The organism is Paenibacillus sp. sgz302115 (assembly GCF_056120445.1).
Genome location: NZ_JBVYOK010000009.1, coordinates 222,125 through 243,110 on the forward strand (window position 1 = coordinate 222,125; position 20,986 = coordinate 243,110).

Annotated in this window: 16 protein-coding genes; 9 read left to right on the forward strand and 7 right to left on the reverse strand. The window is 54.2% G+C overall.

Annotated elements, in window-relative coordinates; all coding sequences use genetic code 11:
* Positions 1-46 precede the first annotated feature (46 nt).
* The gene (locus AC0LWN_RS18510) at positions 47-433 is read left to right on the forward strand and encodes a hypothetical protein (protein ID WP_474667843.1); all 387 of its coding nucleotides are present in this window, start codon (positions 47-49) and stop codon (positions 431-433) included.
* 442 nt (positions 434-875) lie between these two features.
* Positions 876-2,270 (forward strand): SpoVR family protein, encoded by a 1,395-nt coding sequence (locus AC0LWN_RS18515; protein ID WP_474667845.1) that lies wholly within the window; start codon positions 876-878, stop codon positions 2,268-2,270.
* 599 nt (positions 2,271-2,869) lie between these two features.
* Here AC0LWN_RS18515 and AC0LWN_RS18520 read toward each other — a convergent pair.
* Positions 2,870-3,769 carry an AraC family transcriptional regulator gene (locus AC0LWN_RS18520; RefSeq protein ID WP_474667847.1) on the reverse strand — a complete coding sequence of 300 codons (900 nt, stop codon included), beginning with the start codon at positions 3,767-3,769 and terminating at the stop codon, positions 2,870-2,872.
* A gap of 173 nt (positions 3,770-3,942) precedes the next feature.
* Between AC0LWN_RS18520 and AC0LWN_RS18525 the strand changes: the two genes are divergently transcribed.
* Complete coding sequence (locus AC0LWN_RS18525; RefSeq protein ID WP_474667849.1) at positions 3,943-4,428, forward strand: DinB family protein; 486 nt, start codon at positions 3,943-3,945, stop codon at positions 4,426-4,428.
* A gap of 148 nt (positions 4,429-4,576) precedes the next feature.
* Here the strand turns inward: AC0LWN_RS18525 and AC0LWN_RS18530 are convergent, their stop codons facing one another.
* From AC0LWN_RS18530 to AC0LWN_RS18540, 3 genes are read right to left on the reverse strand one after another with little or no spacing between them, the layout of a single operon-like run.
* A complete protein-coding gene (locus AC0LWN_RS18530; RefSeq protein WP_474667851.1) occupies positions 4,577-5,704 on the reverse strand; it encodes a glycoside hydrolase family 88/105 protein in 1,128 nt (375 codons plus the stop codon).
* Positions 5,705-5,746: 42 nt separating this feature from the next.
* On the reverse strand, positions 5,747-6,775 hold the full coding sequence (locus AC0LWN_RS18535) for a dienelactone hydrolase family protein (protein ID WP_474667853.1): 1,029 nt from the start codon (positions 6,773-6,775) through the stop codon (positions 5,747-5,749).
* 40 nt (positions 6,776-6,815) lie between these two features.
* Positions 6,816-7,706, reverse strand: coding sequence for a pectinesterase family protein (locus AC0LWN_RS18540; RefSeq protein ID WP_474667855.1), 891 nt, complete (start codon positions 7,704-7,706; stop codon positions 6,816-6,818).
* A gap of 73 nt (positions 7,707-7,779) precedes the next feature.
* Between AC0LWN_RS18540 and AC0LWN_RS18545 the strand changes: the two genes are divergently transcribed.
* Complete coding sequence (locus AC0LWN_RS18545) at positions 7,780-8,649, forward strand: helix-turn-helix transcriptional regulator (protein WP_474667857.1); 870 nt, start codon at positions 7,780-7,782, stop codon at positions 8,647-8,649.
* On the opposite strand, the gene AC0LWN_RS18550 is transcribed toward AC0LWN_RS18545, so the two are convergent.
* Together AC0LWN_RS18550 and AC0LWN_RS18555 are read right to left on the reverse strand one after the other, a co-directional pair.
* Positions 8,639-10,090 (reverse strand): glycoside hydrolase family 28 protein, encoded by a 1,452-nt coding sequence (locus AC0LWN_RS18550; RefSeq protein WP_474667859.1) that lies wholly within the window; start codon positions 10,088-10,090, stop codon positions 8,639-8,641. The genes AC0LWN_RS18545 and AC0LWN_RS18550 overlap by 11 nt on opposite strands.
* A 16-nt stretch (positions 10,091-10,106) precedes the next feature.
* Positions 10,107-11,672 (reverse strand): glycoside hydrolase family 43 protein, encoded by a 1,566-nt coding sequence (locus AC0LWN_RS18555; RefSeq protein WP_474667861.1) that lies wholly within the window; start codon positions 11,670-11,672, stop codon positions 10,107-10,109.
* A gap of 201 nt (positions 11,673-11,873) precedes the next feature.
* On the opposite strand from AC0LWN_RS18555, the gene AC0LWN_RS18560 reads away from it, so the two are divergent.
* From AC0LWN_RS18560 to AC0LWN_RS18575, 4 genes are all read left to right on the forward strand, one after another.
* Positions 11,874-14,099: an AraC family transcriptional regulator gene (locus AC0LWN_RS18560; RefSeq protein WP_474667863.1), complete on the forward strand. Its 2,226-nt coding sequence runs from the start codon at positions 11,874-11,876 to the stop codon at positions 14,097-14,099.
* A 272-nt stretch (positions 14,100-14,371) separates the two neighbouring features.
* Positions 14,372-15,346 carry an ABC transporter permease gene (locus tag AC0LWN_RS18565; protein WP_474667865.1) on the forward strand — a complete coding sequence of 325 codons (975 nt, stop codon included), beginning with the start codon at positions 14,372-14,374 and terminating at the stop codon, positions 15,344-15,346.
* An 11-nt stretch (positions 15,347-15,357) separates the two neighbouring features.
* On the forward strand, positions 15,358-16,242 hold the full coding sequence (locus tag AC0LWN_RS18570) for a carbohydrate ABC transporter permease (protein ID WP_458967949.1): 885 nt from the start codon (positions 15,358-15,360) through the stop codon (positions 16,240-16,242).
* A 142-nt stretch (positions 16,243-16,384) separates the two neighbouring features.
* A complete protein-coding gene (locus AC0LWN_RS18575) occupies positions 16,385-17,905 on the forward strand; it encodes an ABC transporter substrate-binding protein (protein WP_474667867.1) in 1,521 nt (506 codons plus the stop codon).
* Between the two features lie 139 nt (positions 17,906-18,044).
* Here AC0LWN_RS18575 and AC0LWN_RS18580 read toward each other — a convergent pair whose 3' ends face one another.
* On the reverse strand, positions 18,045-19,940 hold the full coding sequence (locus AC0LWN_RS18580; protein WP_474667869.1) for a PrkA family serine protein kinase: 1,896 nt from the start codon (positions 19,938-19,940) through the stop codon (positions 18,045-18,047).
* Between the two features lie 145 nt (positions 19,941-20,085).
* On the opposite strand from AC0LWN_RS18580, the gene AC0LWN_RS18585 reads away from it, so the two are divergent.
* Positions 20,086-20,943, forward strand: coding sequence for a DUF2161 family putative PD-(D/E)XK-type phosphodiesterase (locus AC0LWN_RS18585; RefSeq protein ID WP_474667871.1), 858 nt, complete (start codon positions 20,086-20,088; stop codon positions 20,941-20,943).
* Positions 20,944-20,986 lie beyond the last annotated feature (43 nt).

The following is a 20,986-nucleotide window of genomic DNA, read 5'->3' on the forward strand; positions in this document are numbered from 1 at the left end:
ATTATCTGATACAATGAAAGGACAAACCGAACTGGAGGTGCCAGCCATGCAATGGGAAGAAGTTCGTAAGATTTATCCCGATCAATACGTCAAGCTGCAAATCCTTGCTTCTCATACCGAAGGCAACACCAAGTTTATTGATGAAGTCGCACTGATCCGTGCCATTCAGGACCCGAAAGAGGCGACCAAAGAGCTGCTTCAATCTAGGGATGGCATGATCGTGTCTCACACTGCAAACGAAGAACTAAAGGTTGAGATTCGCACCCTTCGTGGCTTGCAATTGAAAATAACCCCTCAATTTTTCAAAGATAAGAATGTGCTGCATCAGCTTCAACAGGCTGAAGAAGATCGAAAAAATGGAATCTTTACTTATAGTGACGACGAAGAGGAGTTTGCACAGTTGCTTGCTGAGCCCAAAGATAAAAACAAGTAATAAAGCCGCTGCTTCCTCATTTAACTGATACATTCTCAACGTGATTGCACTTTGTACAATAGAATACTCATTAAAAGACGGTCAACGGCGTTCTATTGTATTTTGTACAATTGATTGTTGGTATTTCAGGCCCCAAATGAACTTTTCACAAAAATCTAATGTAGAGAGTGCAATAGTTTCTGTTTTCCGGTTGATTTGAAGCTAGACTGCTGCAGAAAGTACAATAGATTGGTTTTTGAATTCCCTCATCCTTTACGATAGTTTCATACTTCAAGATATTCTCAGCAAAATCCTGCCACCCCAGAGACTCTTCAGAACGTCATACCCCTCTCCTCCTCCCCATATACATAAAAAGAACAGTTCCGGGCGTTGTCGCGGAACCTTTGCGGCCTTGTCAGAATAGGTTGCAGCATACAGCCAAGCTGGAGGGGGAGATGAGATCATGCCCGGAGATGAGATTAGGGCACTGGAGCGGGCGATTGCCGAGATTACGGAGATTGCTTCCGGGTTCGGGCTGGATTTTTACCCGATGCGCTATGAAATATGCCCTGCCGATATTATTTATACCTTTGGTGCCTACGGGATGCCTACGCGGTTCGGGCACTGGAGCTTCGGAAAAACGTTTCATAAAATGAAGTCGCAATATGATTTCGGACTCAGCAAAATATACGAGCTTGTCATTAACTCCAACCCCTGCTACGCCTTCCTGCTGGACGGCAACTCGCTTGTCCAGAACAAGCTGATCGTGGCGCATGTGCTGGCGCACTGCGATTTTTTCAAGAACAATATGCGCTTCTCGATGTCCAACCGCGACATGGTCGAGAGCATGTCGGCCACGGCGGACCGGATCGCCGGCTATTCTGTCACCTACGGCACGGATGCCGTAGAGAGCTTCATCGACTCCGTGCTGGCGGTTCAGGAGCACATCGACCCCAGCCTGATCCAGCCGCGCAAGCTGGGCAAAACCCACCTGCTGGAAGCCAAGATGAAGGAGCGCAAGGACGCCTCATCCGGCGGCTCTGGTCCGGCGAATCCTTATGATGAGCTGTGGAATCTGGATAAGGACAATGCTGCTCCCCCGGAGCCGGATTCCGCAGGCAAACGCGCCTTCCCGCCAGAGCCTGAGAAGGATATCGTCTGGTTCATCCAGCAATATTCCACGTCGCTGGAGGATTGGCAGCGCGACATCATGACCATGCTGCGTGACGAAATGCTCTACTTCTGGCCGCAGATGGAGACAAAGATCATGAACGAAGGCTGGGCCTCCTTCTGGCATCAGCGGATCATGCGTGAGCTGGATCTGACACCGGAGGAGACGGTCGAATATGCCAAGCTGAATTCCGCGGTTGTGCAGCCCTCCCGCCAGAGCCTGAATCCGTATTATCTGGGGCTGAAAATCTTCGAGGACATCGAACGCCGCTGGGACCGCGACAAAATGTTCGAGGTGCGTGAGCTGGACTCTGACATCTCTTTTATCCGCAGCTATCTGTCGAAGGAATTGGTCAATGACCTGGACCTGTATGTCTTCGAGAAGAAAGGCCCGGAATGGAAAATCACCGACAAGGCCTGGGAAAATGTCCGCGACCAGCTCGTACTCGCCCGGGTCAACGGCGGCTCGCCGTACCTTGTCATTCAGGACGCCGACTACGAGCGCAACGGCGAGCTGCTGATCGTGCACCGCTACGAGAGCATCGAGCTGGACCTGAAATACCTGGAGCGCACGCTCCCGCACATCTATGCCCTGTGGGGCCGTACCGTACACCTGCAAACTGTGGTCGAAGACAAAAAAGCCCTTTTTACCTATGACGGCAAAAAGGTGCAGCGGAAGTTTATGTAGTAGAGGTTGGAATAACAGGGCAAAGGCTGTGTAGGTGAGAGTAACGGAGGGAATTTTGGAACTGTAGGAGCGATAGCGTCCGCCTGAGAGCTTTCCGTAGGAAAGCTAGCATCGTAAGCATAAGCTGTCTCCGGATTTAATCCGCAAGCGGATATAATCAAATAAATCCGGAGACAACAGCGGCCGTAAGTCCAAACATTCCCGCAGTTACGGCATCCACCTCACAGCCTTTGCCGCGCAGATTTTCAAGTTGTGTAGAGCTCGCCTCACTGCAGTTGGAGAGCTCTACAGGCAAGGCCCGCCAGCACACAAATGTGCGCTGCGGGCCTTTTCCCGGTTGCTACCCCCAGCGACCGGGAAAATAGGATTAACAGCGCAAAGGCTGTGAAGGTGAGAGTAACGGAGGGAATTTTGGAACTGTAGGAGCGTCAGCGTCCGCCTGAGAGCTTTCCGTAGGAAAGCTAGCATCGTAAGCATAAGCTGTCTCCGGATTTAATCCGCAAGCGGATATAATCAAGTAAATCCGGAGACAACAGCGGCCGAAAGTCCAAACATTCCCGCAGTTACGGTATCCACCGCACAGCCTTTGCCTCTAAACCCTATTTTCCCACCCGCACCCTAACCGGAACATAAATCTCCATCACCGTATCCACCCGGGAATGGCAGCGCTCGTCGTAATACTCAAAATCCAGCTTGTCTTCATCATAGTCATAGCCGCTGGCCAGGAACCATTCCTCGAAAATATACTTCCAGGTGCTCTTGATCACCTGCACAAACGCCTCTTGCCCTTTTCCCTCCGAAGTATCCACGGGCGGTGTGGTGAAGACCGCGTATTCCGCCTCCGGCACAGCCGCCGTAAGCATGTCTCCGGTGATCCGGCTGAAGTCCTCCACAATCACCCCCAGCAGATAAGTGGCATTGCCGCTCACAGTGCCGGGAATACATAAACCAACCTCTCCGTGCTTGGGCGGATTCAGAATGTCGTACATTTTCGATTCCAGATTTTCACCTTCATAATTGCTCCAGAAAGAAGCGATATCCTTCGTAAATAGTCCTTCCGCCACATTCGTATGAATACCGTAGCCCGCAACACGGAAGCCCGGTTTTTTTACAAATACAGGTTCCATCATATACCCTCCGATTTTTAAAATAGGTTCATCCTTATCCCGCAGAAATCCTTCCATCCGCGCCGCATATTGGGAGGGACTGTAGCCAAAAGCTTTGCGGAACGCCTTCGCGAACCCGCTCTGCGTCTCAAAGCCATAATCCAGCGCAATATCAATAATCCGCCTGCCGCTGAACAGCTCGACCGCTGCCAGAGACAGCTTCCGGCTCCGCACATACTCCATCACCGGCATGTCCTTGCACAGACTGAACACCCGGCAAAAATGATACAGCGAGTACCCGGCCTCCGCCGCAATGTCCTCGGCTGTCAGATTTTTTTTAATATTGTTCTCTATATATTCAATAGAGCGTTCGATATCCTTACTGTAGTTCAAGCAGCCACCCAGCCTTTCCCCGATCGGTGATTTCATTATAGCAACTGGCTGCATCCGGAGCTGTTCCTGTTTTGCTAAGCCGCTTCAATTGTAACCTGACAGGCTGTAGTCAAGTTAAATCAGGTATAGTAAGTACTATATTCTGGATTTATATTTGAACTGGAGGAGACGTTATGGCAGCAAAAACAAAAGAACAATTAGAATTGGAATACCAGTCTTTCATTCCTTACATTGAATCGCTGGATGCCCTTGCAGATGCACACTGGGAAGCGCCTATCGAGGCTGGCAAATGGTCATTAAAAGAGATGCTCTGCCACATCATGCTGTGGGACAAATACTTCTACGAAGAGGCATTCGCCAAAGTGAAGGAAGGTCAGCCGCTGACAGTAACACATCAGAACTTCAATGAGTTCAACGCCCGGGCTATTGAATACGCAAAGCCTCTGAACAAACAGACGGCCATCCAGCAATTTGTGCAGTACCGGAAGAAGATTCTAGATGTCATTGTGCCATCGGGCGAGGAAGAATTCGCGAAAATCCATTTGGACGGGGACCGCAAGAAATTCAGTTTCCGGGGGTATCTGAGAGACTTTATTCCGCATGACAAACACCATAAGAAACAAATGGAGCAATACATACAATCCATCACCGGCAAGTGAACCAGCCAATCATAGACAAGGTGTTTCACACCGGAGGACAAGCTCTTCCGCAAAAAAAGAAGCGTATCTCATGTTGCAGGAGGTACGCTTCTGTACTGCTCACTATAGGTTACTCATAGGCATTCGGCCCGGTCTTCATGCAGGCTGTTCAGACCTCATCGCGATACCGCTCCACTTCAAGCGACGCCAGTAAGAAAGGAGCCACCCCCATCGGAGCATCAGACACTACAGCCTCGGAAATGTAATAGTCGTAGGAGCCGTTGCGGTCCTTGCTTAGACCTGCCCCGTGGCAAATCTGATGCAAATGAACCCCCTGTTCATCCTCACTGGTCAAATGCGCCTGTATCCCTTCATAGCCTTTCAGCATCGCATCTTTGAAAGAAGGCTCCAGATACCGCAGCCGCAGCCCTTTGGCCATCGCATATACAAACATGCAGGAGCCGGTGGCTTCGAGATAGTTGCCTTTGCGCCCCGCTTGATCCAGCACCTGATACCAAAGGCCGGTCTCCTTGTCTTGAACATCCACAAGCGCTCCGCACATGCGCTGGAAAATCCCGATGATGGTTCCACGCTGCGGATGTGTAACAGGAAAATGCTCCAGACAGTCCACTGCAGCCATCGCATACCAGCCCATCGCCCGGCTCCAGAAATGGGAGGACAAGCCGGTGGACGAGTCGGCCCATTCCTGCTCCCGGGATTCATCCCAGCCGTGATAGAGCAGGCCGGTGCGCGGATCGCGGGTTCTGCGCTCAATCAGCAGCAGTTGATGGGCTGCTTCGTTGATCAGCTCCGGGCGTTGAAATACTTTTCCATATTCAGCAAGAAACGGCGACGCCATATACAATCCGTCCAGCCACATCTGGAAGGGATAGATCTTCTTGTGCCAGAACCCGCCTTCCGAGGTGCGGGGATGGCCAATGAGCTGATCTGCCAGCAGATGGGCCGCTTCGGCGTAGCGGGCCTCTCCGGTATTCTGGTACAGCCAGAACAGATTTTTTCCCTGGTTGATCTGGTCCAGGTTGTATTCCTCCAGCGAATAGGTACGGATGGAGCCGTCCTCTCCGATGAAGGTGTCCATATGCCGCTGCATAAATGAGAGATACTCCGGTTCTCCGAGCTGAACTCCGGCCCGGGCCACTGCCATCAGCAGCATGCCAGGGACATATGCCCATCGCTCCAGTACATATTCGTGCTCACCCTTCGCATTACGCGCGCCGAGAATCGTATCTGCGATTTTGCGGGACCACCGTACATCAGTTGCTTGGGTTATACTCATCGCTATTCCTCCTGTCGCTTGTCTGGCAAGCCAAGTTTGATCTTACATACCGGCAAGCTGCTGCCGCAGCCAGGCAAACGCCGGTTCACCATGGATCTCATGCCCTCCTGCAAAAAAATCCGCCTCAATCCGGCCCCCTTGGCCCGCAGCTTCATAAATTTGCTGCAACCGGGCTAAGGCTTGCCTTGCCCCGGCCGGTCCGAACAGTTGATCCGTGTCTCCCGATTCCAGGAACAAGCCGCGCGGTGCAATCAGCCCCAGCAGATCCGGCATTTCCGCCTCCAGCAGAATGCCGGGAATATAGTTGTCCAGACAGTGGTTTCTGGTCAGAATACTGTCTGCAAATGTATTGGCATACCCGCTGACCACAGCGCAGGCAATCCGCTTGTCAAGTGCAGCCGTGAAGCCGGCCACCAGTCCTCCGCCGGAAATCCCCATAATGCCTACCCGTTCTGCGCTAACCTCAACTAGACTCTGTAAATAATCCAGCGCCCGCATGGTTTCGTAGATGCGGTAGCCGGCCATCGTCCGGCCGGCCAGCAGCAGCGCCGAGGACAGGCGGAAGCAGGAATTGCGCCCGGGCTCGCCGCTGGCGAGGTCCTCCTGCAGACGTCTGTCCCCGAAGCCGAGCAGTTCAGGCGCGGCGATGATGAAGCCTTGTCTCACCAGGGACACGGCAAAATCCTTATGCAGCCCCGGATCGCCTTCCCGGTCCGAGCCGTCCGGCTCCAGGCCGATAATCTCCCGGCTGCCGTAGCCGTGTCCGTGAATAGCAAGAACCGCAGGTGCGGGAGAAGAGAGCGGACGGTCCGGGATCAGGAGATAGAGCGGCATGCGCAGCCCCTCGTAGGTAGTGATCTCTACACGCCTCCGGGTATACCCGGGACAATGTGTCTCTTCCAGAAGATCAGGCTGCAGCTCCGCCCGTCTCTCAGGGAAGCCGCCCAGCCGTTCAGCGAAGGCTGCTGCCAGCCCGGCCCGCCACTCTTCATAAGGAATGTCCCCGCGGTAAGCTGAGCTTTGCGGTACAGAATCCGTCAATTGCTTCATGTAATGCTCAAGTAGCTCCATCCGAAGCTGCCTCCTTATCCAATCCGCATTGTGCAGATGTTTAATAGCCTTCAGGATGCCAGCCATCCAGGACAGACAACACCCTATACTCCGCAGCTTCCTGCGGAGTCAGTTGCCGGGACCATGCTGCTCTGTCTGCCGGGCCCGCTCCGGCCCCGCTGCTGCCGAATTCTTCATAGCGGCTGGTCTTCTCCCTGTCCGGCTGCCCCCAATTGTGCCAGCCTTCGCCGATGATTGAACTGTCCATGACCGTACGGATAAAAGCTACATGAGCAAAGGGGCGCCAAGGGCGTCCGAGATAAACCTCGCTCACTCCTTCACCGCCGGTTATCCGGCAGTCAAGAAAGACATATCCGTACTTTGTGCCCTCCGGTGTTGAGGCTGCCGTAATGTATCCCCTCGAGCGCTTATTGTGCAGATGGCAGCGCTCAAACAACGCGGTAGCGGCACCGAATATATAATCCACATCGCCTTCGATATAACATTCGTTATAATATTGTCTGCCTTGTCCTGTGTAGAGTGTATCCTGGTCGCCAAGGAGACGCACACGGCGGAACACCGCCTGCCCGGCATCGACGAAGGCTGCCACCGCTTGCCCGGTGCCAGGACCGGAAGCGTTCCGGATGGTCAGATTCTCAGCCGTGAATCCTTCGGCAAATACATTCAGCGTACCGGACCGGAAGGTTCCCAGCGGCTCTCCATCCGGGCCAAGGGTATGGGCATTGTCAGACCAGGTGATCATCGTGGACTGCGGGTCCTCCCCCAGCAGCAGAATGGGCGGTGCCTCCTTCACTACCGTTACTTTTTCCTCATAAATGCCGGGCCTGATGCGGATAGTAACCTCCGATTGTAATCCGGACGGGATGGAATCCAGCGCCTCCTGCAGACTGGCATATCCTTCTCCGCTGTTCTTCGATACTGTAATTAGCATGTCGGGCTCCTTTCATATCAGCCAGTATTTATTCTATAATAACCTTAACGCTTCGGAAGAGATGAGGAGATTCATGAATAGCGTGAGCAGCGTAAGTCCCAAATATTATATAGAAGAAGAACGGTTCAGCATCCAGCACATGAAACGCAAGGGTGTCACTGCCATGCCCCGGCCCCACAGCCATGAGCTGACCGAGCTGTACTATCTTACAGAAGGTGAGCGCGTATACTTCGTCGACGACCGGGTGGTTACGGTTCATAAGGGCGAGCTGATCCTCATTCCCGGCCGGGAGCTTCATGCTACCGCAAGCTCCGAAATCGCCGAATTCGAACGGATACTGATTAATTATGATCCGGGCCTGCTGCCTGCTCCGCTCCAGGACGAAGCCCAATGGTTCCATCGCCCCAGGTACCGCCTGTTCAGGCTGACCCTGCGGGAGCAGAACGAGGCGGAAAGCCTGCTGCACCGGATGCTGGAAGAATGCCGGCTCCAGCGCCCGTATTACGAGACGGCCGTAGTTACGCTCTTTGCCGAGCTGATGATCCTGCTCCAGCGTTCAGAGAGCACCTCGCAGACCGGGGGAACGAAGCATCCGCTCCACCATCTGGTGACGGATGTTGCGACCTTTATCCGCGACCACTACCGGGAGACATTGACTCTGGAAGAGACAGCGGGGCACTTCTTTATCAGCCCCTCTTACCTGAGCCGGGTCTTCCACCGGCTGACTGGCTTTCATTTCCGGGAATACATCGTTCATGTACGCGTCAGGGAAGCCGAACGTCTCTTAGCCGGAACTTCAGTCAAAATTCAGGAAATCGCTTCCCTGGTCGGATTCGAGCATCTGTCCCACTTCAACAAGACATTCAAAAAATCCACCGGGCTGACGCCTCTCCAATACCGGAAGGAAGCAGGGGCCAAGATTTCCTCCAGCTTCAAGGGGTAATGGCCAAGTCTTCCGAACGGAGAATGGATACCTTGCTGCACTTATGCATCTGGAGCTTGGGCAACTCGGCAGTCTGAAGTGTAACCCGGTCCAGCGTAAGGCCTGAGGCATGACGCAGGATAATCCCCTGTTCGCTGACTGCATGGAAATTCTCTACGGTCAGGCCCTCAAGCGGCAGCTCCGGCAATCCGTTGACGAGCAGCGCGGTTGCCGCCTCATAGCAGACAATGTTCCTTAATGTAATATTGCGGAACTGCGGAGTTGCCTCCGTAACCGCAAACTCCTGTTCATCATACCCTTCCGACCCCTCCACTCCGGCATAGAACAAATGGAAGGAGACTGCCTCGTGGAGAATGCCATGCATGCGGATATTATCCATCTCGATGTCCTCCACGACCCCGCCTCTGCCACGGTTGCTTTTGAACCGCAGGCCGATATCCGTGCCGATGAACAGGCAGTCGCTGACCCTGACCGCATGTACGCCGCCGGACATCTCGCTGCCGATTACTACGCCGCCGTGTCCGTGATATACAGTACAGTGGCGGATGGTAACATACCGGCAGGGCATTCCCCGTCTGCGCCCCTCCTCATCCTTTCCCGATTTCAGGCAAATGGCATCATCGCCCACATCGAAGCTGCAGTGCTCAACAAGGGCATGGGTGCAGGACTCCAGATCAAGGCCGTCCCCGTTCTGCGAATACCACGGATTGCGCACATGAATATTCCGTACGGTAATGTGCTCGCAGCCCATCGGGTGAAGACACCAGGCAGGGGAATTCTGGAAGGTAGGCCCCTCCAGCAGCACTCTCCGGCAATTCCGGAAGCTGAGCAGCGCCGGACGAAGAAACGGGCGGGCCGGCAGATAAGCGTCCCTGCCGGTTTCCCCTTTTCGCTGAAGTGTCTGTAAGAGCGCCTCACCCTCCAGCGCTTCACGGGACGGCCACCAGACTTCGCTGCTGGAATCAAGCGCACCCCCGGAGCTGGTCAGCCGCTGCCACTGCAGCTCTGTCATTTTGAAGCGTTTGACCGGACGCCAGCCCTCACCGCTGCCGTCGAATATCCCTTCCCCTGTGACCGCCACATCGCTTAGGCCTTCTCCATCCAGCGGGGCCTGGCACCTCCAGCCGGCCGTTCCTTCGTAGTGGGAGTGAAGCAGCGGGTACAGATGAGGATCGGGGTCAAACAGCACAAGCGCTCCCTTCTCGGCATGCAGATTAATCCGGCTGTGAAGGGTAAGCGGGCCTGTGCGCCAAATGCCCGGAGGAATCACCACCTTGCCGCCTCCGGCAGCCGCACAGGCATCGAGTGCAGCCTGAATGGCGGAGGTGGACAGCGCAAGTCCGCCGCCGTCCGCTCCATAATCCGTAATGGTAAAGCTCCGTACCGGAATCTGTGGAAGCTCAGGCAGGGGATAAGCTGCTATTTTCAGATTGCCGCTCATGGAATGTTCCCTCCCTCTATTCAAGCTCTTCATAGCTGAACCAGTCAAAGTCGGCGTAATTCGCACTTTCCGCACCTTGGGAGCTTGCATACATGCCAAGGTAGGCCCCTGTGAAGCCTCCGGCCAAATCGGTGCTAAGCACTCTTCCATCAGCTTGTCTGTAGATGACATTCCACCTGTCACTCTCTGAGGCTCTATAGTAGAAGCTGTAATCCTGCCCCTTGGCTTCCACCTTCAGCTGCACCTTATCTCCTGAATAGTGCATGGAAGCAAGCAGCTGCTCGCTGCCGCCCCGGCGTTCAATCAATTGCAGTTCCGGCTCCCCGGCCGTAAGCCCCAGCTCGTACCGGAAGTGCCAGTCTGCATTCTGAAGCAGCACGATTCCGGCAGCTTCGCCTTCGGCAGCGGGTGTGAACGTCATATCTGCCGCCGCCCTGAAGCTCAGATGCTGCTGCCGTCTGCCCACATAGGACGGATTGCTTATCTCTGAGAGGCGCTCCTGCTTCAGCCGCAGCCGCAGAAATCCCGGATGCTCCGACAGACTCCAGAAATCACTGCGCGGCGTCCGCAGGAAATTCCAGACCGGTGCCAGTTCAGCATCCGTGAAATCATCGCGCGCGGGGAACTGCGGCCACACCGTTTCCGGCAGGTCCGGAGCGGCGGACTCGAATTCCAGCACGCCCTTGCCGGGATTCACTACCGGCCACTCATTCTCCCAGGCCACAGGAGTCAGGAATGTTTCGCGTCCGAGGTTACGGTAATAGCCGCCACAGGTCCGGGAAGCCAGACAGAACATCCACCATTCCCCGTGCTGTGTCTCAATCAGCTCCCCGTGGCCGACATTGACAATAGGATGGGCTCTGCCCAGATGGCGGTGGGTCAGAATCGGATTGGCTTTGTGGCCTTCATACGGGCCGGTCACGCTCCGGCTTCTGGCAATCGTGATTGCATGGGTATGTCCGGTCCCGCCTTCGGCAATCAGGACATAGTACCAGTCGCCGATTTTATAGAGATGCGGCCCCTCCTGCGCATGAGCCACCTTGAGCGCTCCTTGCCACATGCTGATCTTCGGACCGACCAGCTTCCCTTGCGCCAGGTCAATCTCCTGCAGCCAGATATCCATATGCTTCGGATAATCCTGTCCTGCGGGCGGAACGCGGTTGCCCGTGTAGTACACTTTGCCGTCTTCGTCGAAAAACAGGGAGGGATCAATGCCGGGAGCATCATCCAGCCATACGGGATCGGACCAGTCTCCGGCCGGGTCTGTCGCGGTTACATAGAAATTATGCTGGTTCTTGTCATTGTCCACATAAGTCGTAATCATATAAAAGATGCCATCATGATAACGAATCGTCGGTGCCCAGATGCCCATAGACGGCAAGGTATGATCCAGATTAAGCTGGGAGGGGCGGTCCAGCACATGTCCGAGCTGGCGCCAGTTCACCATGTCCTTGCTGTGAAAGACCGGCACACCGGGAAAAAACTCGAAGCTGGAAGTCACAAGGTAATAGTCTTCTCCGACACGGATAGCCGAAGGGTCAGGGTAAAATCCCGGCAATACCGGGTTGCGGAATGTTCGCACTGCAGTAATCCTCCTTCTAACGAGCATAATGTAAGCACAACCAATTATAGTTCGTATAAGTGTAACTTTCTTGCGTTTTTCATGCTCTATTTCCCGATTTTTATACTTTCTTGTTCAGTTCCCGCCATTTCACCGCTTGTCAAGAAGTCACTTGTCCCTCTAAAATAGGTGTAGTACGATGTATTTAAAGGGGTGATCATCTTGGGAAAGAGAAAGAAGCTATACACCCGCTTTTTTATGAGCCTGACCCTGATTTCTGTGGGCTGCATTCTTGTGCTGGCCGTCGTAATCTTTTATTTGTACCGGAATATCTCCATAGAAAATGTCAACAAGGCCAACCAAAATGTGCTGCTGAATACCGAAACCGTTTTCACAAACTACAAGGAGATTGTCCAGAATTATTCAATGGACTTCTATGCGAATCCGAATATCAACTCGCTCATGATCAATGGAGACACAAGCTGGAGCGACCAGCTCTACAGTGCCCTTAGCCAAATCCGCGGCGCGCTGGTAGTTAATCAGTATCTGGAGAATGCCTACATCTTCGGTGTGGACGAGCCCGTTGCCATGTTCGAGAATATGCCGCTTAGTCCTAATTCCAAGCAGGAGCTGTTTCAGAGGGTCAGGAACAGCCGGATTGTTGAATCCCCGTTTCTGTGGCAGGCAACCCTGAATAACGGAACCCCCCAGACGCTGATGACTGTCTTCTATAATGACCGGGCGTTTGCGGACAGCGAATATTACGGCGCAGTAGCGCTGACCATCAATCTGGGCAAGCTGCAGAACAATCTCTTTACGCAACAAGAAGGCGAAGCCACGCGTTATGCCGTGATCAACGGGAATGCTCAGGTGCTTATGCACAGCGCACTCTCCGGCAGCACCCTGGAGACGGATATGCTGAAGCAGGTCGTCTCTTCCCGCTCTCCGAAAGGCTCCTTTGTCTACAGTGGCAGCGGGGAGCCGCAGCTGATTACCTTCATCTATTCCGCAAACGACAAGCTGTGGTTTCTATCGGAGACCTCTTACAAGGACAGTGTCCGCGACATTTCGCATGCCCGCAATGTGATCATCACGCTGTGCCTGATTCTAATCATGGCCGCAGCAGTAAGCGCCAACCTCATCTCCCGGCGGATTTACAAGCCGATCGGACGGCTGTTCGGTAATATCGTCCATCTATCCGGCAATAAGGAGGCGCTGAAGACCGGCGGTGATTTCGACACTGTGAGCCTGGAGCTGGAGATGATCGGGGCGAAGCTGGAGCAGCTCAAAAAAGAGAGCGACGACAGCGCCCTGATGCGCTGGCTGCTGGCCCCCCGTGAAGCCTCCGATAATACCGATACGCCTAAAATGAGCCTCGGCTCGCCCGGAGGGGCATATTGCGTATGCGTACTGTCGGTTACTACGCATGAAGTGTGCACTGACTCCAGTGAAAAGGCGGAGAAGGCCGTCGCGAGGATTCAGGCTGCATTTGCCGGACTCGCGGCGGTTCAAGCCTTCCGGCCGCATCCGGGAGCTGCCGTGCTGATTCTCAGCGAGCTTCATAGCGGCAGCTTCGGGGATTATGCCTTCTACCGGAGCAAATGGGAGGAGATTGCCGCACTGCTCCCGCAAGCCGGTCTCTCCTGCGCTTTCGGAATCAGCGGGCTGTCGGAGGAAGCCGCACTGCTGAAAACGAAATATGACGAGGCTGCAGATTGCCTTCATTATATTAAATTTCATGAGCAGCAGAATATTATCTTTGCGGATGATACCATCCATCTGAACAACAGCCCGATGCCTGACAGTGCGCTCGAACCGGTGCTGCAGACCGTCAGGCAGCCGGAGCTGGCCGCCCATATCCCGCAGGCTGTGGAACGCCTGCTGGCTGTGGCCTGCAGCTATCGTGCGGAGCCCGCCGCCATCGCCCTGTCGAGGCTTGCCTTTGAGCTTAGCCGTACAGCCGATTTGAGTGCCGATGCCCGGCATTCAGGCTTTCTTGACTATTACCGGCACATCCGGCAGATCCAGAGCTATGAGAAGCTTAAGGGCTGGATTGAGGAATGCTGCTGCTCAGCCACCGAACGGATTGCCGGCATGCGTGCTGTCCAGACCCGGAGCATTGCCGCCGAAGCCATCAGCCATATCAAGGATCATTATAATGATCCGGGACTGTCCTTGAACGCTCTGGCCGAGAAGCTCTCCCTGAGTCCCGCATATCTCAGCAGGCTGATCGCTGAGGAAGCGGGCACCAGCTTTCCCGATTTCGTAAACCTGCTGAGGCTGGAGCAGGCACAGTCTCTGCTGGTCACAGATATTAACATGGATATCCGGGAAATTGCCGGGCAGGTGGGGTACAACAGCAGCACCTATTTCACTACCCAGTTCAAAAAACGCTACGGAGTAACACCCTCCAAGTGGAGGATGAATCATATTCTGCAATCTAAATGATCCGAAGGAGAAGCCCCCGGTTGCCATAGAGCGCCGGGGGCTTCTCCTTTTTGCTTATGGGCTGTGATGGGATTCAGGCTGCGAATCGGGCAAAAAAACAAAAAAATACTGCTTTTTTCGTTTTTTTAAGCCCTTACATTCTGCTTTTTTTAACTTTTTCCCGTTTATTTTGGTAGCGTTTACATTCATATTTCCTTATGCTGTGGCATGTAAAGTGTTCTCGGGGAACACAGGACAAAAATGATAACGTTAACAAAAGGAGTGGACTGGTAATGATGCAAGAGGCTATACCGGAACCGGGGCAGGTCATGAAGGCCAGGACGGCCAAATCCCGGAGCATCCGCAAATCCCTGCGGAAGGACAGCTCGCTGTATCTGCTTGCCTTGCCGGGCATCGTCGTATTAATTCTGTTTGCGTACCTGCCGATGAGCGGCCTGATTCTCGTCTTCAAAAATTACAATTTCAATGACGGCATCTTCGGCAGCCCCTGGGCGGGCTTCTCCAACTTCGAGTTCTTCTTCTCCAGCATGGAGGATGCCCTCAGGGCTACGCGCAATACGGTAATGTTGAACGCGCTCTATATGCTGACCGGCACGTTCTTCTCCGTGGCTATCGCCATTATATTGAACGAGCTGCGCAGCAAATGGTTCATCAAGGTAACCCAAAGCGTCATGTTTTTCCCGTATTTTATATCGTGGATTATTATCGGAGCGGTGCTCTTCTCCCTGCTGGATTATGACAAGGGAATTCTGAACCAGCTTCTCCATTCGCTTGGGCTGACACAGGTTGACTGGTATTCGAGTCCCTGGCTGTTCGTCATTATTCTGGTGCTGGCTAACATCTGGAAAAGCGCGGGCTACGGAGCGATTATCTACTATGCGGTTCTGCAGGGAATCGACACCTCCTATTATGAAGCGGCACGGATCGACGGAGCCTCCAGATGGCAGATTATGACCAGAATTACCCTGCCAATGCTCATTCCTTCTATTATTCTGATGACCCTGCTGGGCATTGGAGGCATGCTGAAGGGCGATCTCAGCATGATTATGGGGGTAACCTTCCTGAATCCGCTGCTGCTGCCCACCACCGACATTATCGACGTGTATGTGTACCGCACAGCCATTCGTTCCGGCGAGTTCGGCTTCGCGTCAGCCATTACTCTTTATCAATCTGTCTTTGGTTTTGTTCTGGTGCTGGCGGCCAACAAGCTGGCCGGCTGGTACGACAAAGACAGCAAACTATTTTAGGAGGCCGCAAGATGCCAACTACCGACAGCAAAGGGCTGCTCATCTTCTCTTATTTCTGTATTGCCGTATTCTCGGTCATTTGTCTTGTGCCGTTTGTTCTGGCCGTTTCCGGCTCCCTGTCCACCGAAGCAAGGATCGCTGCGGAGGGATATTCCTTCTGGCCCCGCGGCTTCACCTTTGCGACCTATGATTTTCTGTTCGGCTCCAAGGCGCAGCAGATTCTCAAGGCTTATTCCATGTCCGTGATCGTTACTGTGCTGGGCACCGTTTCGGCTGTGCTGGTAACAACCGCCTATGCCTATGTGGTATCTGTCAAAAGCTTCCGGTTCAGAAATGTCTTCGCCTTCTTCGCGTACTTCACCATGCTTTTCAGCGGTGGCACCTTGCCGTGGTATTTGCTGAGCACGAAGTACTACCATCTGGGCGACAAGCTGATCGGCCTGTTCGTGCCGTATCTGCTAAGCGTGTTCCTGATGTTCCTGATGGCGAACTACTTCCGCAGCATTCCGCATGAAATCGTGGAGTCGGCGGAGATTGACGGTGCCGGCCACCTGCGGATCTTCTTCAGCATTATGATCCCGCTGGGCCGGGTTGGACTGGTAACCATATCCTTGTTCTATGCGCTGCAGTTCTGGAACGATTTCTATCTCCCGCTGATGCTGGTATCCAATCAGGATCTCTACACGATCCAATATCTAATGTACAACATGATGGCGAACATCCAGTTCCTCGCCTCCGGCAATGCGGCACAGGTTGGAGGCGCCATCATCGCTCCGCCTTTGGAAACAGCCAAAATGGCGATGACCTGCCTGACCGTCCTTCCCATCGCCATCTTGTATCCTTTTCTCCAGCGTTTTTTTGTCAAAGGTATTGTAGTAGGTTCTGTCAAAGGCTGATTCGCCGCCAGGATCTTCCATAATAATGGTTGCACCCGGCTGATGCTCCCCTGCTTCAACTTATTGTACAATGGAGGCAAGGGAGCAGCGCCGTTGCAATAGAAGCTTCAAGCATAATGATTCTATTTCAGGAGGGTTAATCATGAAAAAGAAAAAAGGTTGGGTAAGTGTGCTCCTGTCGGCCGTATTCTTGCTAAGCGCCTGTTCCCAGGGCAACAATGAAAGCGCTACCCACAGTCCGGGAAGCGAAAATGAAACCGCACCTTCAGCAGCAGGCAGCAGCGCTCTGGCCCCCGCCAAGCTCAAAATTGTGCTGTATGGCGATGAGTCGAACCGGATGAAGGAGCTGGCCAAGACGGAATTCTATGATGTAGTCAAGCGTGAAATCAATGCCGAGGTTGAATTCCAGTTCCTGCCCTGGACCGAGTACGCAGGCGGCAAGACCGACCTGATGCTGTCCACGGGAGAGGACTTTGCCACCTACACGGACAGTAATTATATGGTAAAATCCGTAGCCAAAGGACTGTATGCCGATCTTACTCCTTATGTGGGCGCCGCAGCCGACTTGAGCAAGAATGTTGACGTGGCCTCCTTCAAAGCCTTCCAGCTGGACGGAAAGCAATATGCGATTCCGGTCGGCAACAAACCGAACTCTGCAGAATTCTACTCCGTGCTGGTCAGACAGGACCTGCTGGAGGAAGCCGGGATGAAGCAGGTCTCCTCGCTTGCGGAGCTGGAGCAGTTCTATGACAAGGTCCATGCCCTTCATCCGGACCTGATCGGGTATGCCAATACCGATGCGCGCAGAATGCTGCAATATGACTACACCGACAAGAACCTGTACTGGCAAAATGATTTTATTGCACTGGACGAGTCGGCGGAAGGTGATCAGATTATTAGCTGGTTCGAGTCCGAAGAGTTCAAACGTTATGCGAAGCTGATGCAGGGCTGGTATGACAAAGGCATCATTCCGAAATATGCCGCCACCAACTTCCCGCAGCTGCAATCCGACTGGAATTCCGGCAAAGCGATGTACTGGGCCGGAACAGCCGCCCGTCCTTTTGAAGGGGCTGCCACCATCTCACAAGCGGTGCCGGATGCCAAGCTGGTGAACTACTTCCTGGGAACCGGCCGTCCGAAGATCAGCCGCGGCACCTACAGCACTGCCTTCTTCGTCTCTTCCGCTGCCAAGGACCCGGAACGTTACGTGATGTTCTTCAACCTGCTGCAGAAAAACCAGGAGCTGTATGACCTGTTCGCCTACGGCATTAAGGGAACCGACTATACCCTGGATGCCAACGGCCGCTTGACGAAGATTAGCACAGATTCACTGATTCCCGACTGGCTGCTGATGAACAAGAACTTCATGCGCTTCGACAATACGGTGCCGGATGATTTCATTGCCAAATACAAAGCCTGGGATGACGGTGCAATCATCTCCAAAGGCGCAGGCTTCAACTTTGACAATACGCCGGTCAAGAATGAAGAAACTAAACTGAACGGCGTATTCACTGAATACCTCGCGCCTATCGGCAGCGGCTTCATTGATTATGACACCGCCTACCCCAAAGCACTAGAAAGACTGAAGGCTGCGGGAATTGACAAGTATATTGCCGAATACCAGAAGCAATTCTCGGAATGGTACGCCAAGCAGCAGCACTAAAATGGCACTGCATGTCCGTAGAATAAGCCACAAAAAGCGTGTCCCCTCATTCCGGGGACACGCTTCTTCATTGTGCTTCGGCTTGCTGCTTAGATTATTAGGGCAACCGGCAAGCCGTGGCCGGCAGAGTCTCTGACACCTACCGGTTCAGCAGACTTCCGACATATTTGAGCAGCTCATTGGCGCAGATCGGGCAGTAGCCGTGATCGTCGATCAGACGTCTGGACACCTCGTTAATACGCTTAAGCTGGCTTTCATCCGGCGTTTTGGAGGAGGTGGTGATTTTGACGATATCCTTCAGGTCGGCGAACAGCTTCTTCTCAATCGCTTCGCGGAGCCGGTCATGGTTGTTGTACTCGAACTTTTTGCCTTTGCGGGAATAGGCGGAAATACGGATCAGAATCTCTTCGCGGAACGCCTTCTTGGCATTCTCGGAAATGCCGATCTGCTCTTCAATGGAGCGCATCAAACGTTCATCCGGCTCCATCTCCTCGTCCGTGAGCGGATCACGGATTTTGGTCCAGTTGCAGAACGCCTCGATGTTGTCGAGATAGTTCTCGAACAGTGTTTTGGCCGATTCCTCAAAAGAATATACAAATGCCTTCTGCACTTCGCTCTTGGCCAGAATATCGTATTCCTTGCGGGCAATGGAAATAAAGTTCAGATAACGCTCCCGCTCTTCCTTCGTAATCGAAGGATGCTGGTCCAGACCGTCCTTGATCGCCCGCAACACATCCAGCGCATTCATGCACTGCAGATCGCCCTTGATCAGCGCACTGGAAATCCGGTTGATGACATAACGCGGGTCGATGCCGGACATTCCTTCGTCCAGATACTCGGTCTGCATCTCCTTGAGATCGGCTTCCTTGTAGCCCTCCACCTCTTCACCATCGTACATGCGCAGCTTTTTGATCAGGTCCATGCCCTGCTTCTTGCTCTCCTTAAGGCGGGTCAGGATCGAGAAAATCGCCGCTGCCCGCAGCGCATGCGGGGCAATATGCACATGCTTCATGTCGCTTTGGGAGATCAGCTTGGCGTAGATTTTCTCCTCCTCCGACACTCTGAGATTGTACGGAACCGGCATGACGATCATACGCGACTGAAGCGCTTCGTTCTTTTTATTGGAGATAAAGGATTTATACTCCGTTTCATTCGTGTGGGCAATAATCATCTCATCCGCCGAAATCAGCGCGAACCGGCCCGCCTTGAAGTTGCCCTCCTGGGTCAGCGACAGCAGGTTCCAGAGAAACTTCTCATCGCACTTGAGCATTTCCTGGAACTCCATCAGCCCGCGGTTGGCCTTGTTCAGCTCCCCGTCGAACCGGTAGGCGCGCGGGTCGGATTCTGATCCGAATTCGGTAATAGTGGAAAAGTCGATGCTGCCTGTCAGGTCGGCGATATCCTGCGACTTCGGATCGGAAGGACTGAAGGTCCCGATACCGACGCGCTCTTCCTCCGACAGCAGCACGCGGACTACCTTTACCTGCTCAATGTCGCCGCGGTATTCATTTTTGAGCCGCATCTGGCAGGAGGGGCACAGGTTACCCTCGATGCGTACCCCAAGCTCCCGCTCAATCTCGGGACGCAGCTCCAGCGGGATCAAATGCAGCGGGTCTTCATGCATCGGGCAGCCTTCAATCGCATATACCGCACCCGCATCGGTGCGCGAATACAGCTCAAGGCCGCGCTTCAGCAGTGTGACCAGCGTTGACTTCCCCCCGCTGACCGGCCCCATCAGCAGCAATATCCGTTTTCGCACATCAAGCCGCCGGGCGGCGGAATGAAAATACTCCTCCACCAGCTTCTCGACCGCACGGTCGAGTCCAAAAATCTCCTGCTCAAAAAACTTATACCTCTTGCGTCCGTTGATCTCCTCAACGCCGTGTGACTTGATCATGTCGTATACGCGGGAATGAGCTGTTTTGGCGGGAGAGGGGTCTTTTTTCAACAGTTCTATATAGTCCTTGAAGGTGCCGCTCCACGCCAAACGGTCGTTCTCAGCCCGATACGAAGCTATACGTTCAAATATATCCATTGCTCGCTGCCTCCTCTTGCGCTCCTACTTGCTCCACCAGCTTTAAAAGTGTATTACATAACTATGCGGAAAGCCCGGAATAGTTGACCTCTTTTTTGCTGTGCTATAATAGAGAATCGTTAATTCTGACGCAGGAGTGACCCCTATGGCTGTCAAGCATGAAACGGAGCTGTATGCTCCTTTGAAAATTTTTTTTGAAAGACAAGGCTATGAGATCAAAGGCGAGGTGCGGACTTGCGATATGGTGGGCATACGGGCGGATGAGGAGCTGCCGCTGATTGTGGAGATGAAAAAATCGTTCAACCTCGCCCTGCTGCTGCAGGGGGTTGAACGACTGAAGCTCAGTCCGAGCGTCTACCTTGCGGTAGAACGGGTGCGGGACAAAAAAGGCGCGGTGAACCAGCGCTGGGGCGAGCTTACCGGGCTGTGCCGCCGGCTCGGCCTCGGGCTGATCACCGTGGTCTTCTACAAGACCAAGGCCCCGCTCGTCGAGGTGCTCGCGGAGCCGGGCGACGCGCCGCCTCAGGTCCGCAGCGGCGCCCGGCGGCGCGAGCGCCTGCTCTATGAGTTCCGCGAGCGCAGCGGGGACTACAACACCGGCGGCAGCACGCGCGTCAAGCTCGTGACGGCCTACCGCGAGAAGGCGCTGCGCGTGGCACTCGCGCTGCAGGCAGCCGAGGCCGAAGCCGCTCACGCGGCCGGCCTCGCCGGGGGGCGCGCTCAGCTTCGCGGCGCGCCAGGGGCAGACACAGCAGCGGCCAGCGCTGCTGCGTCTGCCTTGGGCCCGGCGGCTGCGCGCAGCCGGGCGGAGGCGCGGCCCGGCGTGACTCCCGCCGAGCTGCGCAAGAGAAGCGGCGTGCCCGGCGCCGCCGCGTTCCTGCAGAAGAACTACTATGGGTGGTTCTTCCGGGTGGGGCGCGGCCGCTACACGCTCACGGCCGCCGGAACCGCAGCGCTGATCGAATATGCCGCAATCGCGGAGATCAGCGCAGGCAAGCAGTAGGTCCGCCGCTCCGCACGGCCGCACGCCCAGTAGGAGCGCTTGC

What these genes read in the sequence shown, in the direction of transcription:
- AC0LWN_RS18510 (WP_474667843.1), top strand. Translation starts at nt 47, where the DNA reads ATGCAATGGGAAGAAGTTCGTAAGATTTATCCCGATCAATACGTCAAG.
- AC0LWN_RS18515 (WP_474667845.1), top strand. Translation starts at nt 876, where the DNA reads ATGCCCGGAGATGAGATTAGGGCACTGGAGCGGGCGATTGCCGAGATT.
- AC0LWN_RS18525 (WP_474667849.1), top strand. Translation starts at nt 3,943, where the DNA reads ATGGCAGCAAAAACAAAAGAACAATTAGAATTGGAATACCAGTCTTTC.
- AC0LWN_RS18530 (WP_474667851.1), bottom strand. Translation starts at nt 5,704, where the DNA reads ATGAGTATAACCCAAGCAACTGATGTACGGTGGTCCCGCAAAATCGCA.
- AC0LWN_RS18535 (WP_474667853.1), bottom strand. Translation starts at nt 6,775, where the DNA reads ATGGAGCTACTTGAGCATTACATGAAGCAATTGACGGATTCTGTACCG.
- AC0LWN_RS18540 (WP_474667855.1), bottom strand. Translation starts at nt 7,706, where the DNA reads ATGCTAATTACAGTATCGAAGAACAGCGGAGAAGGATATGCCAGTCTG.
- AC0LWN_RS18545 (WP_474667857.1), top strand. Translation starts at nt 7,780, where the DNA reads ATGAATAGCGTGAGCAGCGTAAGTCCCAAATATTATATAGAAGAAGAA.
- AC0LWN_RS18550 (WP_474667859.1), bottom strand. Translation starts at nt 10,090, where the DNA reads ATGAGCGGCAATCTGAAAATAGCAGCTTATCCCCTGCCTGAGCTTCCA.
- AC0LWN_RS18565 (WP_474667865.1), top strand. Translation starts at nt 14,372, where the DNA reads ATGATGCAAGAGGCTATACCGGAACCGGGGCAGGTCATGAAGGCCAGG.
- AC0LWN_RS18570 (WP_458967949.1), top strand. Translation starts at nt 15,358, where the DNA reads ATGCCAACTACCGACAGCAAAGGGCTGCTCATCTTCTCTTATTTCTGT.
- AC0LWN_RS18575 (WP_474667867.1), top strand. Translation starts at nt 16,385, where the DNA reads ATGAAAAAGAAAAAAGGTTGGGTAAGTGTGCTCCTGTCGGCCGTATTC.
- AC0LWN_RS18580 (WP_474667869.1), bottom strand. Translation starts at nt 19,940, where the DNA reads ATGGATATATTTGAACGTATAGCTTCGTATCGGGCTGAGAACGACCGT.
- AC0LWN_RS18585 (WP_474667871.1), top strand. Translation starts at nt 20,086, where the DNA reads ATGGCTGTCAAGCATGAAACGGAGCTGTATGCTCCTTTGAAAATTTTT.